This is a genomic window from Halobacillus salinus, assembly GCF_004684905.1.
In the GTDB taxonomy this organism is placed as follows: domain Bacteria; phylum Bacillota; class Bacilli; order Bacillales; family Halobacillaceae; genus Halobacillus; species Halobacillus salinus.
Genome location: NZ_SRJC01000001.1, coordinates 1,194,913 through 1,211,101, shown reverse-complemented (window position 1 = coordinate 1,211,101; position 16,189 = coordinate 1,194,913). Strand labels below are relative to the sequence as shown.

General features: G+C 43.4%; 17 protein-coding genes. 11 read left to right on the top strand and 6 right to left on the bottom strand.

Translation table 11 applies throughout. The features are described 5' to 3' along the window. Positions 1–73: 73 nt before the first annotated feature. The 8 genes from acnA to E4663_RS06575 all read left to right on the top strand — a co-directional run bounded on the left by acnA (position 74) and on the right by E4663_RS06575 (position 8,000). Positions 74–2,782, top strand: coding sequence for an aconitate hydratase AcnA (gene acnA, locus E4663_RS06610; protein ID WP_135327023.1), 2,709 nt, complete (start codon positions 74–76; stop codon positions 2,780–2,782). 152 nt (positions 2,783–2,934) lie between these two features. Beyond that, positions 2,935–3,531: a peroxiredoxin family protein gene (locus E4663_RS06605; protein ID WP_135327022.1), complete on the top strand. Its 597-nt coding sequence runs from the start codon at positions 2,935–2,937 to the stop codon at positions 3,529–3,531. A 49-nt stretch (positions 3,532–3,580) separates the two neighbouring features. Next, positions 3,581–3,724 (top strand): FbpB family small basic protein, encoded by a 144-nt coding sequence (locus E4663_RS06600; protein WP_158290437.1) that lies wholly within the window; start codon positions 3,581–3,583, stop codon positions 3,722–3,724. A 94-nt stretch (positions 3,725–3,818) separates the two neighbouring features. Beyond that, positions 3,819–4,064, top strand: a complete 246-nt coding sequence (tlp, locus tag E4663_RS06595) for a small acid-soluble spore protein Tlp (protein WP_135327020.1) — start codon at positions 3,819–3,821, stop codon at positions 4,062–4,064. 113 nt (positions 4,065–4,177) lie between these two features. Beyond that, positions 4,178–6,439, top strand: coding sequence for an AAA family ATPase (locus tag E4663_RS06590; RefSeq protein ID WP_241657122.1), 2,262 nt, complete (start codon positions 4,178–4,180; stop codon positions 6,437–6,439). Next, positions 6,436–6,861: an acyl-CoA thioesterase gene (locus E4663_RS06585; protein ID WP_135327018.1), complete on the top strand. Its 426-nt coding sequence runs from the start codon at positions 6,436–6,438 to the stop codon at positions 6,859–6,861. Before E4663_RS06590 ends, E4663_RS06585 begins: the two co-directional genes overlap by 4 nt. Further along, positions 6,861–7,169, top strand: a complete 309-nt coding sequence (locus E4663_RS06580) for a hypothetical protein (RefSeq protein WP_135327017.1) — start codon at positions 6,861–6,863, stop codon at positions 7,167–7,169. Before E4663_RS06585 ends, E4663_RS06580 begins: the two co-directional genes overlap by 1 nt. A 39-nt stretch (positions 7,170–7,208) precedes the next feature. Continuing rightward, complete coding sequence (locus tag E4663_RS06575) at positions 7,209–8,000, top strand: aminoglycoside adenylyltransferase domain-containing protein (RefSeq protein ID WP_135327016.1); 792 nt, start codon at positions 7,209–7,211, stop codon at positions 7,998–8,000. Between the two features lie 181 nt (positions 8,001–8,181). Here E4663_RS06575 and E4663_RS06570 read toward each other — a convergent pair whose 3' ends face one another. From E4663_RS06570 to plsY, 6 genes are all read right to left on the bottom strand, one after another. Further along, positions 8,182–8,421 carry an indolepyruvate ferredoxin oxidoreductase subunit alpha gene (locus E4663_RS06570; RefSeq protein ID WP_135327015.1) on the bottom strand — a complete coding sequence of 80 codons (240 nt, stop codon included), beginning with the start codon at positions 8,419–8,421 and terminating at the stop codon, positions 8,182–8,184. A gap of 19 nt (positions 8,422–8,440) precedes the next feature. Then, positions 8,441–9,304 carry a pirin family protein gene (locus E4663_RS06565; RefSeq protein WP_135327014.1) on the bottom strand — a complete coding sequence of 288 codons (864 nt, stop codon included), beginning with the start codon at positions 9,302–9,304 and terminating at the stop codon, positions 8,441–8,443. A gap of 30 nt (positions 9,305–9,334) precedes the next feature. Continuing rightward, entirely contained in the window at positions 9,335–9,628 is a 294-nt protein-coding gene (locus E4663_RS06560; RefSeq protein ID WP_135327013.1) for a HesB/YadR/YfhF family protein, read from the bottom strand. A 96-nt stretch (positions 9,629–9,724) separates the two neighbouring features. Then, positions 9,725–9,952, bottom strand: a complete 228-nt coding sequence (gene yidD / locus E4663_RS06555) for a membrane protein insertion efficiency factor YidD (RefSeq protein WP_135327012.1) — start codon at positions 9,950–9,952, stop codon at positions 9,725–9,727. 3 nt (positions 9,953–9,955) lie between these two features. Further along, complete coding sequence (gene folE2 / locus E4663_RS06550; RefSeq protein ID WP_135327011.1) at positions 9,956–10,888, bottom strand: GTP cyclohydrolase FolE2; 933 nt, start codon at positions 10,886–10,888, stop codon at positions 9,956–9,958. 169 nt (positions 10,889–11,057) lie between these two features. Continuing rightward, entirely contained in the window at positions 11,058–11,639 is a 582-nt protein-coding gene (plsY, locus tag E4663_RS06545; RefSeq protein ID WP_079480074.1) for a glycerol-3-phosphate 1-O-acyltransferase PlsY, read from the bottom strand. 142 nt (positions 11,640–11,781) lie between these two features. On the opposite strand from plsY, the gene E4663_RS06540 reads away from it, so the two are divergent. The 3 genes from E4663_RS06540 to E4663_RS06530 all read left to right on the top strand — a co-directional run bounded on the left by E4663_RS06540 (position 11,782) and on the right by E4663_RS06530 (position 16,187). Beyond that, on the top strand, positions 11,782–13,473 hold the full coding sequence (locus tag E4663_RS06540) for a glycosyl hydrolase family 18 protein (RefSeq protein WP_135327010.1): 1,692 nt from the start codon (positions 11,782–11,784) through the stop codon (positions 13,471–13,473). Between the two features lie 123 nt (positions 13,474–13,596). Further along, entirely contained in the window at positions 13,597–14,664 is a 1,068-nt protein-coding gene (locus E4663_RS06535) for an ABC transporter ATP-binding protein (protein ID WP_135327009.1), read from the top strand. Next, complete coding sequence (locus E4663_RS06530) at positions 14,661–16,187, top strand: ABC transporter permease/substrate-binding protein (protein WP_135327008.1); 1,527 nt, start codon at positions 14,661–14,663, stop codon at positions 16,185–16,187. Before E4663_RS06535 ends, E4663_RS06530 begins: the two co-directional genes overlap by 4 nt. Positions 16,188–16,189: the final 2 nt, after the last annotated feature.

Genomic DNA, 16,189 nt, shown 5'->3' with positions numbered 1-16,189 from the left:
TACAAATGCACCAATTTGGGGAATGAAGAAGCTTGCTTTTTCATTGAAATATTGAAGAGGGGGTAAAAGGAATATGGCTAGCAATGCATACAATGCTCGCAAACAATTTGACTTAAACGGCCAAACGTACAACTACTACGACTTAAAGGCCTTAGAAGATGCGGGACATGGTAAGATCTCCCGTCTACCTTTCTCCATCCGTATCCTTCTGGAATCTCTTTTACGTCAACATGACGGACATGTCATCAAGGATGAACATGTTGAGAGCTTAGCGAACTGGGGAACTGACCAATCAAAAGGGGAAGATGTTCCATTCAAACCTTCCCGTGTTATTTTGCAGGACTTTACAGGAGTACCTGCTGTTGTGGACCTTGCTTCACTTCGTAAAGCAATGGTTGATATGGGAGGAAGCCCAGACGAAATCAATCCAGAAGTACCGGTTGATCTTGTTATTGACCACTCCGTACAAGTTGATAAATATGGTACGCCTGATGCCTTGAATGTAAACATGGAGCTTGAATTTGAGCGTAACGCTGAACGTTATGAATTCTTGCACTGGGCTCAGAAAGCCTTTAATAATTACCGTGCTGTTCCGCCTGCTACAGGTATTGTACACCAAGTAAACCTTGAGTACATCGCAAATGTCGTACATGCGAACGAAAACGGTGATGGTGAAATTGATACTTACCCAGATACATTAGTCGGAACCGACTCACATACAACGATGATCAATGGTCTAGGTGTTCTTGGATGGGGTGTCGGTGGTATTGAGGCTGAAGCAGGAATGCTTGGTCAACCATCTTACTTCCCAGCACCTGAAGTAATCGGTGTGAAACTTGTGGGAAGCTTCCCTCAAGGCACAACGGCTACAGACCTTGCTTTGAAAGTTACTCAGAAGCTGCGTGAACAAAACGTAGTCGGTAAATTCGTTGAGTTCTTCGGACCAGGTCTTCAAGAGATGCCATTAGCTGATCGTGCGACGATCTCCAACATGGCGCCTGAATACGGTGCAACATGTGGTTTCTTCCCGGTTGACGGCGAAACACTTGAATATATGCGCCTAACTGGCCGAAGCGAAGAACAAATTGGGCTGGTAGAGGAATACTCTAAACGAAACAACTTATGGTTCGACCCTTCTCAAGAGGATCCAGATTTCACACAGCTTGTTGAAATCGATCTCGCTGAACTTGAACCGAACTTGTCTGGACCGAAACGTCCACAAGACTTGATTCCACTTTCTCAAATGAAGGACTCCTTCGAGAAAGCCATTACGGGACCTGAAGGTAACCATGGTTTTGGGCTGGATAAGTCTGAATTCGACAAGGAAGTGGAAGTTCAATTTGAAAATGGCGATAAGTCTGTCATGAAGACAGGAGCACTTGCAATTGCTGCGATCACTTCCTGTACTAACACATCCAACCCTCACGTAATGCTTGGGGCTGGACTTGTTGCGAAGAAAGCGGTCGAGTTAGGGCTAGATGTGCCGAACTATGTAAAGACATCTCTAGCTCCAGGGTCTAAAGTAGTTACTCGTTACCTAGAAGACTCTGGGTTGATGAATTACTTGAACCAGCTTGGATTCAACCTTGTCGGTTATGGTTGTACGACGTGTATCGGAAACTCCGGTCCGTTGCTTCCAGAAATCGAAAAGGCGATTGCAGATAGTGACTTGACTGTTTCTTCTGTTCTTTCCGGTAACCGTAACTTCGAAGGACGTATCCACCCGCTAGTGAAAGCGAACTATTTGGCTTCTCCGCCACTAGTTGTTGCTTACGCACTTGCTGGTACAGTCGATATCGACCTGAAGAAGGAACCGATCGGGAAAGGTAAAGATGGAAAAGATATCTACTTCGATGACATCTGGCCATCACAGGAAGAGATCAAGGCACAAATCAGCAATGTCGTAACACCAGAAATCTTCCGCAAAGAATACGAAAGTGTCTTCAATTCCAACGAAAAATGGAACGAAATCGAAACAACGGATGAACCATTGTATGACTGGAACTCAGATTCCACATATATTCAGAACCCACCGTTCTTCGAAGGACTTTCATCTAATCCAGAAGAAGTGAAGCCGCTTAATGGAATGCGTGTCGTCGGTAAATTCGGTGATTCCGTAACGACTGACCACATCTCTCCAGCGGGTGCCATCCCTCGTGATATGCCTGCAGGTGAGTACCTACAGGAAAACGGTGTCGGTCCACGTAACTTCAACTCCTACGGTTCCCGCCGTGGTAACCATGAAGTTATGATGCGTGGTACATTCGCAAACATCCGTATCCGTAACCAGTTAGCTCCTGGAACGGAAGGCGGATACACGACGTACTGGCCGACGGAAGAAGTAATGCCGATCTACACGGCTGCGATGAAGTACCAGGAGGACAATACTCCTCTTATGGTTATTGCAGGTAATGATTATGGTATGGGTAGCTCCCGTGACTGGGCTGCGAAAGGTACAGACCTTCTAGGAATTAAGACGGTAATTGCTGAAAGCTTCGAGCGTATTCACCGTTCTAACCTAGTCATGATGGGTGTCCTACCGCTTCAGTTCAAAGACGGTGACTCTATTGAAAGCCTTGGGTTAACGGGTCGTGAGACATTCGACGTTAAAGTCGGAGAAGACGTGAAACCGCGTGACCTAGTAAAAGTTACAGCTACTGCTGAAGACGGCAATACGAAAGAATTCGATGTTGTCGCACGTTTCGACAGTGATGTAGAAGTAGACTACTACCGTCATGGTGGTATCCTACAAATGGTTCTACGTAATAAGCTTGCTAAGTAATTTGTACTTGAAACCGTCCTTATTAATAAGGGCGGTTTCTTTTGTTTAAAGGAACTTGCTAGTCATAATACCTTTACAAAGCTTGGTCATGTTGGCTATAGTCATACATAGAATAAGTAAGAATCTGTCCGATAGAGAGGGCGTAGAGATATATGTGGAAAAGAATTGCAGCGGTAATTGGATTATTCATTCTGGTAGCTGTTGCGGTGGTGAATTTTATTCAAGATAAACAAGCTGACCATGAGGCCGACAATGAGCAGCAGGACGGTGTTAGAATGGTGTCCCCAAGCACTTCCGATAAGTTGAAAGTAGGAGAAACTGCGCCAGATTTTACGTTAGAAACGTTAAGTGGACAAACCGTGACATTGTCTGAGCTGAAGGGTCAAAAGGTTTTCCTAAACTTTTGGGCAACTTGGTGTCCCCCGTGCAAGGAAGAAATGCCTGAGATGGAGAAATTCCAGCAGGAGTATGGGGATGAAGTGACTGTATTAGCAATAAATGGAACAGCTGGGGAACAAGGAATGGAGCGAGCGGACAAAATCGAGAATGTGAAGCAGTTCGTTCAAGATGGCGGGTTCACGTTTCCGGTATTATTAGATATGGAATTGAGCGTAACCTCTGAACAATACCAGGTGATCTCTATCCCAACGACGTATTTCATTGGGACAGACGGAGTCATCCAAAAACCGAAGAAGGTTGGGCCGATGACATATGACTTCATGGTAGAGATGAAAAATGCGCTAGAATAGGTATAATTTTCTTACAATGTGGGAAGTCTTCTATAAAGGAGAGATTTCCATGAGAAAGAACCAATCCAAAACCTTAGAAGAACGCATTAAAGAAAACATCCGTTCCATACAGGAAGACCAGAGTTTACTCGATCAAATTGATGACAGAATAGACAAGCGTCATCATGATCGGCTCAATCAAATTCCATCCTAATGCAGGGTGGTTACATAGAAAGCCTCCAAAAAGGGAAACGTAACATCGACTCTTAATGAGTCCCTGTTTGTACAACTTAGAGGGGGAAACTAAAATGTCTCACAAGCAACAACATATGGCCAGCAAGAAACCAAACCCAGATAACCGTTCTGACAATAAGGACCTTATTCAAGAAAATGTCCAAAATACGATCGAAAATATAGAAGCTTCTCATGATGCACTGGAATTCGCGACAGAGGAAGAAAAACGGAATATTGAGAAGAAGAACAAGCGTCGCAATCAATCGCTTCAAGCAATGCGCGATGAAATAAAAGAAGAAGCCCGTTATCAGGATTATTAAGGGCTTGAACCGTCCTCTTCAAGGGGGCGGTTTTTCTTATTGCTCATCGTCAGAGCGGACGCTTGCTTTTGACTATGATAAAATGGGAGTTGGTCGAAAGGAAGGGATCGATGATGAACGAACTACTAAATTGGAACAGTATAGATGATCAGCCTCCCATTTCAGAAATTGAGGCTTTACGATACTTAGATGAACAATCCATTGAAAACAAAGAAGAACAAGCGTTACTATATGCGACTCTCGCTTATCATCGAATCAAGCGTCATCCTGACCGTGATGCGCTAGCTGATCAGTTTATCGATGAAGCAAAGGTCCTTCACAACAACCATCAAGTAGTGAATGGCTTATATGAATCCCAACAACTATTGCAGGCATATACGCTGCTTAAGCAAACGCCTTTTGAGCAGTGGGTGCTTCATGAGACGGACCATGATTCGGCAAAAGCGAAAAAAGCCCGCGCAATTTATGAAGATGTCATTAAACTGCGTGAGAAGTGGGACCACGAACTCGCAGAGAAGACCATTATAGACGCGTCCAGTCGACTGAAACTTTATCAAGATGTATACGAAAAGTTAGAGGCACTAGAAGAAATGGTCGGAGATGCACTCAACTCGATTGAAAACCGTCGCATCCGAATTCCTGTAAGGGAAATTAATGAGCGGACGAGAGAATTATCCGATGACCAAGACGAGCTATATAAACGGCTTCCATCCTTTTTAACAGACACCTCCAGTCAGAACCCCTTGGAGGCGTTCGATCAGATGGTTGGCCTCCATGATGTGAAAGCGTATATAAAAAGGTATTATCATTTCTTGAAATATCAACAAAGAAGGAAAAGTTTCGGTTTCTCTATGGTAGATGAACCGGGCCTTCATATGATCATAACCGGAAATCCGGGTACTGGTAAGACGACAATCGCAAGACTACTTGCCAATATATATCACGAATTAGGTATTCTTGATACGAAAGAGGTCGTTGAGGTCAACCGCTCTCACTTAGTCGGCTCTTATGTAGGACAAAGTGAAGAAAATACCATGAATTATGTTAAACAGGCAATAGGTGGTGTGCTCTTCATCGATGAGGCCTACAGTCTCAAGAGAGAAGGTCAAACGGGAAATGACTACGGACAAGCTGTCATTGATACGCTCGTCTCCGCTATGACTAGTAAAGAATACGGGGGCAAATTCGCAGTCATCTTGGCTGGATACCCTGAAGAGATGAGACAATTTCTATGGTCCAATCCTGGCCTTAGAAGCAGGTTCCCAGAACAGAATCAAATTCAACTTCCTGACTATCAAATGGATGAGCTTATGACAATCGCTGAGCATACAGCGCTTGAAAATGATTTCTTCTTTACAGAGGATGCGCTGAATGAATTTACGTCATTGATCGATCAGGAACGTGTGGATGATTCATTCGGAAATGCAAGGACAGTCCGAAACCTTGTGTTGAAAACGGTCTTCCAAAAAGGGGCTAAAGAAGCGGAGCGGGATAAGCAGCATTGGTTGGATCATATGCGGATCAGCGTCGATGATCTAGCTTTCGAATCTGCAGATACCAAGGAAGATGCTTCCCCTATGGAACGGTTAGATGCCTTAATAGGGCTCGATAATGTCAAAGAAGAAGTGAAAAAGCTATCCTCTTTCGTGCAAGCTCAGCAAAAGAGAAAAGAAAAAGGCTACCCTGTCGTTCCGATTCAGCTGCATTCCGTATTCTCAGGTAACCCTGGTACAGGGAAGACGACAGTTGCGGATATTTATGCAGGTGTGTTGAAGCAGTGTGGATTATTAAAGCGCGGCCACATGGTCGTTGTTTCCAGAAGCGATCTTGTCGCAGGTTATGTAGGTCAAACTGCTATGAAAACGAAGCGGAAAATTCGTGAAGCTTTGGGCGGAGTTCTATTTATAGATGAAGCATACTCCCTCTATAACGGCGGGCGAGATGACTTCGGCAAAGAGGCCATTGAAACACTTGTCGATGAAATGACGAAGCATAATGAAAACCTTGTAGTCATCCTTGCCGGTTATCAAAACGAAATGGAGCAGTTGGTGGAGAGCAATCCTGGTCTGTCATCACGCTTTAAGAAATACTTCCAGTTCCCTGATTACAAGGAGCAGGAACTCATTGATATGACCCATTACCATGCTGGTCTGTACGGGTATCATTTCAATGAGTGGGCAGAGTCCTTTTTGTTTGAGAAATATAGGGACCATGCTATTCGTGGCAACGGGCGCTTTGTTCATAATTTAGTAAATGAAGCCATTCAATTCCAGGCAATCCGTCTGGTGGAAGAAGATATAGAAGATATGAACCAGCTTGAACTAAGTGACTTGGAACAAGCGTGGAATACGGTAAGAAGGGAGTCTTCCTCATGAAAATAGTCGAAACACCAATACAAGTAAGGTATCAAGAAACGGATATGATGGGCGTTGTTTACCATGCTAATTACCTTGTCTGGTTTGAAATCGGTCGAACAGCCTTTATCGATGCGCTAGGTTTTAAATACTCGGAAATTGAGAATCAGGGTGTTGTTTCTCCTGTTATCGATGCGAATATGAGCTTTAAAACACCTGTTCGTTATGGGGAGGATGCTCAAGTCAAGACGTGGGTAGAGGAGTATGATGGACTTCGTGTAACGTATGGCTATGAAATAGTTCACGGTGATGGCGAAATTGCGGTTACAGGTAAGACAAAGCATGTGATTGTAAAGAAAGATAATTTTCGCCCCGTTTCGATCCGGCGTAGCTTCCCTGATTGGCATGAAGCCTACCTTAAAGCCATGGAGAATGAAAATTAATGGCATTCGGGCTAAAGAGAGAAGAGTTGAAAGCTTGGAAGGAAAATGTGAAGAGTGGGAATATCTCTTTCCTGACTCACTTTTGGCTGGATGATCGGTTTCCAGGGTGTGACACTGTGACCAAGGTCGGCTGTTCTGATGTTCCAAAACTTATTGAGTGGGGGAAACAATACGGATTAAAGCCTGAATGGATCCACCGTGATCCCCGTTTCCCTCATTATGATCTTTTTGGAAATACACAATACCGAATTTTGCAGGCAGAGAACAAGAAAGATCAGATTGAAAGGTTTAATCTTAGACACGAGTAAGGCGCTTCTTAAAGCGCCTTATTTTTTTAGGAGGTTCACATGGATCCTTGCTTACCAGTACCAAGTATGATCCGTTCTGTGGTACAACCTATTGAAGATGCAATTAGACGTTTACTTTCGGATCAATTTGTCGGATTGTATATCCACGGTTCAGCCGTTACAACTGGCTTCGTACCGGATAGAAGTGATATCGATGTGCTTGTTGTAACAATTGATTCACTGAACGACAACCAGAGAAAAGAGCTTACAAACTTTTTCCTCGGTCTATCGGATAGTCCGTATCCTATTGAAATCAGTATAATCACAAAGGAGAGCCTCAGGAGTTGGTCGCATCCAAGCACTTATGAATTTCATTTCAGTGAAGCTTGGCGGGATGAGCTTTTACTAACTAGAACGTCGTTCTGTCCGGTAGGAGTGGATGGAGATTTGGCGGCTCATGTCACGATGGTGAGACAAAGAGGAGTAAGAGTATCTGGACCGGAGATAAAAGAAGTGTTTCCATCCATTCCAGAAGCCGATTTTTTGTCGTCTGTGGTCGATGACACGTTACAATCTTTAAAGACAATCGGCGATAATCCCAACAATGCAGTATTGAATGCCGTACGGCTATATAGCTATTTGAAGGAAGGAAAATATTTGTCGAAGGAAGAAGGAGGGAGATGGGCAGCAGAACAGTTTGGTGAACCTTTCCGGTCAACTGTTCATCATATTTGGTTAAGGTCTTTTAAGAGAAGGATGTACTTTTTAAGTGAAGGTGAGATTTTGGCATTGAAAGCAGAACTGCTACGACTTCTAGAGGGAGAACTAGGATATCCATTAGGGAGAGGCTGAGAGGAAAGGTATCAAATGGCTGTCGAAAAACAGCGAAGAACCATAACAAGATGAATTCATTTTTCAGCAGGACCTTCCACTTCAAACTTAGTAGCAACTCCGAACTGTAATAAAAAAAAACAATCAATAAGAGAATCAGCAAAGAATAAGGCCAACCCATCACTGGATTGGCCAAGCCTTATTACATATGACCGAAGAATTTCTCTGCTTTTTCTAAATAAGGTTCTTGTTCTGGTGTCATTTCATATTCTTCGACAATAGCATCAACAGGGCAGACCGAGACGCATGCACCACAGTCGATGCATACTTCAGGATCTATATAAAATTGATCTTCACCTTTTTCAATACAATCCACTGGACAAACATCTACACACTCTCCAGCTTGTTCTCCTTTACAAGGACTAGTAATAACAAAGGCCATAATTTCTACCTCCTAAAATTTATTCAGCGGGCGGACCGAACTTACCTGCGTGAAAGTCGCGGAACGCTTCTTTGATCTCATCCATGGAATTCATGACGAAAGGTCCGTACGGAACGATTTCCTCCCGAATAGGTTCTCCCGAATAGACTAATAGCTTGGTACGGCGGTGGTTAGACGAAAGCGATATATCACTAAGTTGATCAGGATTTCCTTCGTCTTTATATGTCAAGGTAGAGACATCATGCTTTTTGAGAGTTTTTTGTGATGTGCCAACATTCACTGAACCTCTTAAAACATAAAGAAATGCATTATGATTCTCTGGAAGCTGTAATGTATAGTCTGCGCCCTCTGACAACTCAATCTCTGATAACGTGAAAGGTACAATTGATTTCATCGGCCCTTCTACGCCTGCGATGTTTCCTGAAAAAACTTTTATCTGCCCACCAGAAAAGGAGACTACAGGAGCGTTCTCATTATATACGTTTTGATACATCGTTTCCGTGTCTCGTTTGTTTTTTGGAAGGTTCAACCATAGTTGAAGCGTGTGTGCAATATCATTCTCCACACCGTCTTCTGCGTGTCTAGCAGCCCAGCCTGCATTCATGTATTGCACATCACCTGGCTCTAGAATATCACGACCGCCTCCGTTATCAATGTGTTCGAGACGTCCATCAATTACATACGTAACGGTTTGGAACCCACGATGGGGGTGATCCGGGAAGGTGCCTCGCTTGAACCAATCTTCCGCCATCAAAATAAAGGGATCGAAATCTTTCCAACGATCTACAGGAAGCACCCAACCTTTTTGAACGGATGGAAACGGCATTTCTTCATATTCTACCGTCCATGAATTTTTTACATCTCTTTCTAAACGATTACTCATGCTTTGCCTCCTTACTTTGGTATTACAGAATTATTCTGAGTCGTATTGAAAATCCGGCTCGTCCCATTTTTCATTCAACTCAACTTGAAGGGAGTGGTCTGCGAAATACCATTCATCGTCTTCTTCAATGAAGAATGTGATGTTACCGACCTCGGTTTGGACGAGTGGTTCTTGTGGTTCTTCGAATTTAATACCTAATGAAAAGCCAGGCTGCAGCCCGCCAACTCCTCCGTAGCGGACATAAAAGCGGAGGCTCGTTTTATTTGTTACATCAAGTTCTTCTTCATACCATTTTGCTGCTTCTTCAGTGACTGTTAAATTCATTGTATCAACTCCTAATTCGTTTACGAATCGTTTTACCGTTAACCTAGGATGGTAAACATTTTATGAAAAAGCACCCTGAGAGAGCCCAGGATGCAGTTAGTGATTTTCTTTCTTATTTGGTACAGGATCGAACCCACCCGGGTGGAATGGATGGCACTTTAGGATCCGCTTCGTCGTTAAATAAAACCCTTTGAAAAATCCGAAACGTTGGAAAGCTTCCAACCCGTAAGCTGAGCATGTCGGTTGAAACCGGCAACTGGGGGGGAAGAAAGGGCTGATGCCTTTTTGATAAAACCGGATCAAGGCAATCATGACGTCCTTCATGTGTTACTTCAGTTCCTGCTTCTTATCATAGCTGAGAGATGCTACTGCATCGTGCAGGTGAATAGACTCTTCGTTTCGGCAAGTTACTTCAAAAGCTTCGACGAAATCATATTCATACAAGTCGGCTGCAACGAGACGGACGATATCTTCAACAAACCTAGGGTTCTCATAGGCTTGTTCGGTCACCATCTTTTCATCTGGACGCTTCAATACTGGATGGATACGTGCACTTGCATTGCTCTCAGCCGCTTCCAGGAGAGCTGCTTTCCAGTCTGTCTTCTGCTCGTCAAAGTCATCGGTTAACTTCACTGACATTGTAACGTTGCCACGCTGGTTGTGTGCACTGTACTCACTGATCTCTTTCGAGCAAGGGCACAATGTCGTGATGGTTCCAGTCAGGGTACAGGTAATGTCATGCCCGGTCTTTTCATCGTACTCGACCCGGATCGTGGCGTGTGCATGGTTCATGCCGGAAAGGTCAGAGTAGGGTCCTTTTCGCTCAAAGAACCATGGGAAACTAACTTCAACTTCTGCGTCTGATTCTTTCAGCCTGCCCGCTAATTCTTCGGTGAACGTTTTTAGCGTCGTAAGATCAATGGCAAAGCCTTCCCGGTGGTATTTATCAAGCTGTTCTGTAAATCGGCTCATGTTCGTGCCCTTGCTTCCTTTTGCGATGGATGAACCGAATGAGAATGTACCTATAGTTGTTTGGATCTCTGGTGTCATCGTGCTCGGTATCGAAATAGGGTGTTTAACATTCGAGATCCCGACCATGTCGATATCAAATAGAAAATCCTTTTTGGAATTTTGTAAGTCTGCCATTTTATTTTTATCGATCGGCTTTGTTCGTGGACCTGGTTCCACTGAGCCGAATAATTTATGACGTTCTTGCTTAGAAGGTAGTGATTTGTTTTGCTGTAGTTCTGTTTTGTTCATAACAAAGACTCCTTTCAGGCCTTTTTTCTATGTGTAAAGTATATAATATGTAAATCCTTATATACAATCGTTTGACTCAGAAGATGTGCTACTTTGAGCTTATTCTGTAAAGTTTTGTCGTTTCTATCCACCAAAGAGGCCTGTGTATCAATGTACACAGGCCGTTGTATTACATCCAGGTGATTTTGGGTTCTGTCTTATTCATAATTCGTTTGATATTGGCTCGGTGCCTATAGATGACGAAAAGAGTAAATAGTGCAATGATTATGGTCAATAAGTAATCCTGAACGACCAATGTCGCGATGATGCCAACAACACCACTTAGCATAGAAGCAAGGGATACGTATTTGCTCAAATAAAGTACAACAAAGAATGTGAGGAGCAAAACGGCAAAAACGAGTGGGTTCACACCGAGGACCACCCCTCCTGATGTCGCCACAGCCTTCCCGCCTTTGAAACCGGCAAATACAGGATACATATGACCGATGACGGCGAATATTCCAATGACAAGGGTAATGACATCTGCCCCTAATAGATAAGGTAAGGAAGCTGCCAATGTTCCTTTCAATATATCGGATAAGGTAACGATAATCCCAGCTTTGACGCCAAGAACGCGAAAAGTGTTTGTCCCACCTAAATTTCCGCTTCCATGTTCACGGATATCCGTGTTGTATCCGATTTTCCCAACAATGAGTCCAGATGGAATGGATCCTAGTAGATAAGCGATAAGTCCATATATTAGATATTCCATGTTTGTCTCAACTCCTTCTTGTCTTATTTTTAGTTTATCACGAGATATGAAAGGAAAGAACTGCATTCCAGCAAAGAAATAGAGCCGCTTTCCGATTTATTTTTTCTACAACATTCGGTATGATTGGACAGGGAGAGATGTTATGAAAAAGAAGAAATTAAAGGCCATCTTCCTCATCGGCATTCTGACCTTTTTGGTGATCGCAGGCATAGTAGTCGCCACTCTTTATCCTTTTCCTTCAAGTGAAAAAGTAGTGGGGATTAACGGTAGCACCTCTATCATCTATCAGAATGAAGTCGTGGAAGGTGCCGCAGTCACCACTTTTGATCGACAGTCTTATGTACCTTTTTCTTTCATTAAAGAGAAGGTCGATTCGAATATTGTGTACGATGAAGCATCACAGTCAGTCATCGTCACCATGCCGGAAAATGTGTACCAATTACCTACCGATGAATTGAAGTACTTCATGAACCAGAAAGAACGTTCTCTCCATTTTCCTGTTACCAAATCTGAAAATAATCAACTCTTTCTTGCAGTGAGTTGGTTAGAACAAGTGTATCCTGTTTATTTACATAGGACGAAGCATGCTTTGGTCTTCTATGAAAATGGCAGTAACAAGAAAATGGGGGAAATCAAATCTAGTTCAGAAGACTATCAGACAAATCTAAGAAAAAGTCCATCCGTGATGTCTCCTTATTATATCAATTTAGAACCTGGTGACAAGGTTTATATTATAGGAGAAGAAGGACGTTTTTTCCACGCCTTGTCGGAGAACGGGACGATAGGATACCTTCCTAAAGATTCTGTTGAGAATCTGAAGTCGCAAAAGGTAGACTCTAAAACCGAGAAGCAAAAGCGCCGAGACATTCATGAAATCGACGAGCCAATTCACGTGGCGTGGGATGCTTTCTACAACTCTGATGCTACTCCTACTGAAGTGAAGCCGGAACGTGGGATCGATGTTCTGTCACCTACTTGGTTCCATCTTATAGACGGAGAAGGAAATATTGAGAACTACGCCAAGAAAGAGTACGTTGACTCTGCTCACGAGAATGGTATAGATGTTTGGGCGCTTTTTTCAAACAGCTTCGATCCTGATCTAACGAAACAAGTCTTGTCCTCTTTCGAGAAGAGACAAGATGTGATCAGACAGCTGCTGGATTACTCGAGGGTCTATAACTTGGATGGCATCAATATTGACTTTGAAAATGTCTATTTGGATGATGGTCCATTGTTTACTCAATTTGTCCGCGAATTCACCCCTCTTGCTCACCAAGCGGGGCTGGTTGTTAGTGTCGACGTAGCTTTTCCTGATGGCAGCGAAAGGTGGTCGCAGTTCCTTGAACACGAACAACTTGCAGATGCATCCGATTATATGATGGTTATGGCGTATGATGAACATTGGGCTAATTCACCAAATCCCGGAAGTGTAGCAAGCCTTCCCTGGGTGCGGGAGAATATGAACAATCTATTAGAACTCGTACCGAACGACAAAGTCCTCCTTGGCATTCCTCTTTATACGAGGTTATGGACAGTAACAAAATTAGATAATCGGGAAACGGACGTGTCATCAGAGTCTATGACGATGGAAGAGGCGAAGAAGTGGATGGCGGACCGTAAGATTGAACCTGAGTTTGAATCATCCACTGGACAAAATGTTGTGACATATGAAGAAGAAAACAAAACGTATTATATCTGGTTGGAGGATAAAACCTCTCTCCAGACACGAATACAACTGATGAAAGAACATAACTTAGCAGGGGTTGCAACATGGAGTAAATCATTTGCTAATAAAGAAGCATGGAGAATTATCGACAGTGCCATGCAGCAGTAATCGAAGAAGCATCTCAATGGAGGTGCTTCTTTTCTCGTCTTTACTCAGAAAGTTGCAAAATGTTTTGGGGTAAGGAAATCTGGGTATTGTAATATTATTTTACTGCACTAAAGGAGGTTTTGGATGATTACGTTTAAAGATGTTACGAAGACGTTCCCAGACGGGACAACAGCACTGAAGGAAATCAACCTAGAAGTCAAAGAAGGGGAATTACTTACCTTAATCGGACCAAGTGGTTGTGGGAAAACGACTACGATGAAGATGATCAACCGATTGATTAAGCCTACTGAAGGAACGATCACGATACATAATAAACCGATTGAAGATTACAACATACACGAGTTGAGATGGAACATCGGCTATGTATTACAAGAAATCGCACTCTTTCCGCATATGACAATCGAAGAGAACATTTCCGTCGTGCCAGAGATGAAAAAGTGGAAGAAGAAAGATTTATCAAAACGGATCGATGAGTTAATGAATATGGTGGGACTGGATCCGACTGTCCACCGTCAAAGGAGACCTAGTGAGCTCTCAGGTGGTCAACAGCAAAGGGTTGGGGTTATCCGGGCATTAGCTGCGGATCCTGATATCATTTTAATGGACGAGCCGTTCAGTGCGCTAGATCCGATCAGCCGTGAGCAACTGCAAAAAGACATAAGAGAACTCCAGCAAAAAATCCAAAAGACAATCGTGTTTGTCACACACGATATGGATGAGGCCATGGCGCTTGGAGACCGTGTATGCTTGATGCAAAACGGGACGATCGTCCAGTTGGATACTCCGCAAAATTTAATTCTCCATCCTGCCAATGAGTTTGTAAAAGACTTTATAGGCAGCCGCAAAACACCTTGGCAGACGGCAGTTGATGTCATCATGGATCAGACAAGTTCAAAGGTCTATTCGGAGGTTGATTGGAATGGAGGCGCTGTTCCTTCAACAGGAGCATTCGCTCTAAAAGACGAGCAGGGAGAATTTGCAGGACTGGTCCATGAAGGAGAACGTCAAGATGCTCCGGTGATCGATAATAGCAAAACATTAAGGGAAGCGATGGATATCTTGAATGAAGCGTCCTATTCGCTGCTTCCTGTCGTCAAAAAGGAACAATTGATTGGTACTTTGTCGTATAAAGACATCGCCCTCTACTTGAAAAGCCAAGTGAAAGAAGAGAACGGGGTGGTGCAGTCATGAATAGTTTTATAGAAGTATTTGAACAACGACAAGGGTTGCTTGTAGAAACACTGTGGGAGCATTTCCAAATATCGATCATCGCTCTCGTAATCGCAACATTGATATCTGTTCCACTTGGTTTGTTGCTCACTCGAAACCAAAGGATCGCAGAACCAATTATCGGTGTAACGGCAGTTTTGCAAACCATCCCGAGCTTAGCGGTGCTCGCTTTTCTCATACCTTTTGTAGGAATTGGGCAGACACCTGCCATCATCGCTTTAACCGCTTATGGACTACTTCCGATTCTTAGGAATACGTACACAGGAATCAAAGAAGTGGATCCTGCATTAAAGGAAGCGGCTACTGGGATGGGAATGAACTCATTTAAGCGTTTAGCTAAAATCGAACTCCCACTTGCGATGCCGGTGATAATGGCCGGGATCCGTACTTCGATGGTGCTGATTGTTGGAACGACGACGATTGCTGCATTGATCGGAGCGGGAGGTTTAGGAGAAATCATCCTGCTCGGATTAGATCGTGGTGGCGATGCGAATCTGATACTGCTTGGTGCCATTCCAGCAGCGCTGCTTGCCATTATACTAGACGTGATTTTACGATTATTTGAACGTACTTCCGCTAAATCTGGATTCCGTTCTCTTGTCAGTCTACTAGTCATAGGTGCACTCATTGCAGTTGGACCGCTTGTCTTCGCTGGCAATCAGAAAAATGACCTGGTACTTGGAGCAAAACTAGGTTCCGAACCTGCAATCTTAATTAATATGTACAAGCTGCTTATCGAAGAAGAGACAGATCTTCAAGTTGGACTGGAGCCGAACTTTGGTAAGACAGACTTCGTTTTCAGTGCCTTGCAGCAAGGAAGCATTGACATTTATCCTGAATTTACAGGAACTGCTCTTGTAGCACTATTAGAAGAACAAGCAAACTCCAATGAACCTGATGAAGTGTACAAGCAGGCTGCGGAAGGTATGGCAGATACGTATGGCATGGCCTTATTGCAACCGATGGAGTATAACAATACGTATGCTGTAGCTACAACTCAAGAAATGGCGGAACGGTACAGTTTAGAGTCCATCGGAGACCTAGAACAAGTACAAGATCAGATTACCGCCGGGTTCACTCTAGAGTTCAAGGATCGCCAAGATGGTTATCAAGGGATGAAAGAGTTATATAACTTGAATTTAGGCGAAGTTAAAACAATGGACCCTGGGGTTAGACAGCGAGCAATTGAGACAGGAGAAGTAGATGTCATTGATGCTTATGCTACAGCAGGTTACATGGTAGATTTGAAACTGAAGGTGTTAGAAGATCCTAAGAATTTGTTCCCGCCTTATCAAGGCGCACCGCTCATGAGACAAGAGACTCTAGATCGTTATCCTGAACTAGAAGAGATCCTAAATCAACTAGGTGGAAAGATTACAGGAGATCAAATGCGGGAAATGAACTACCAAGTAGATTTTGAAGATCGAAATCCTGAAACGGTAGCAAGAGAATATCTGGTGGAAGAAGGATTGATCGAAGAATAGGA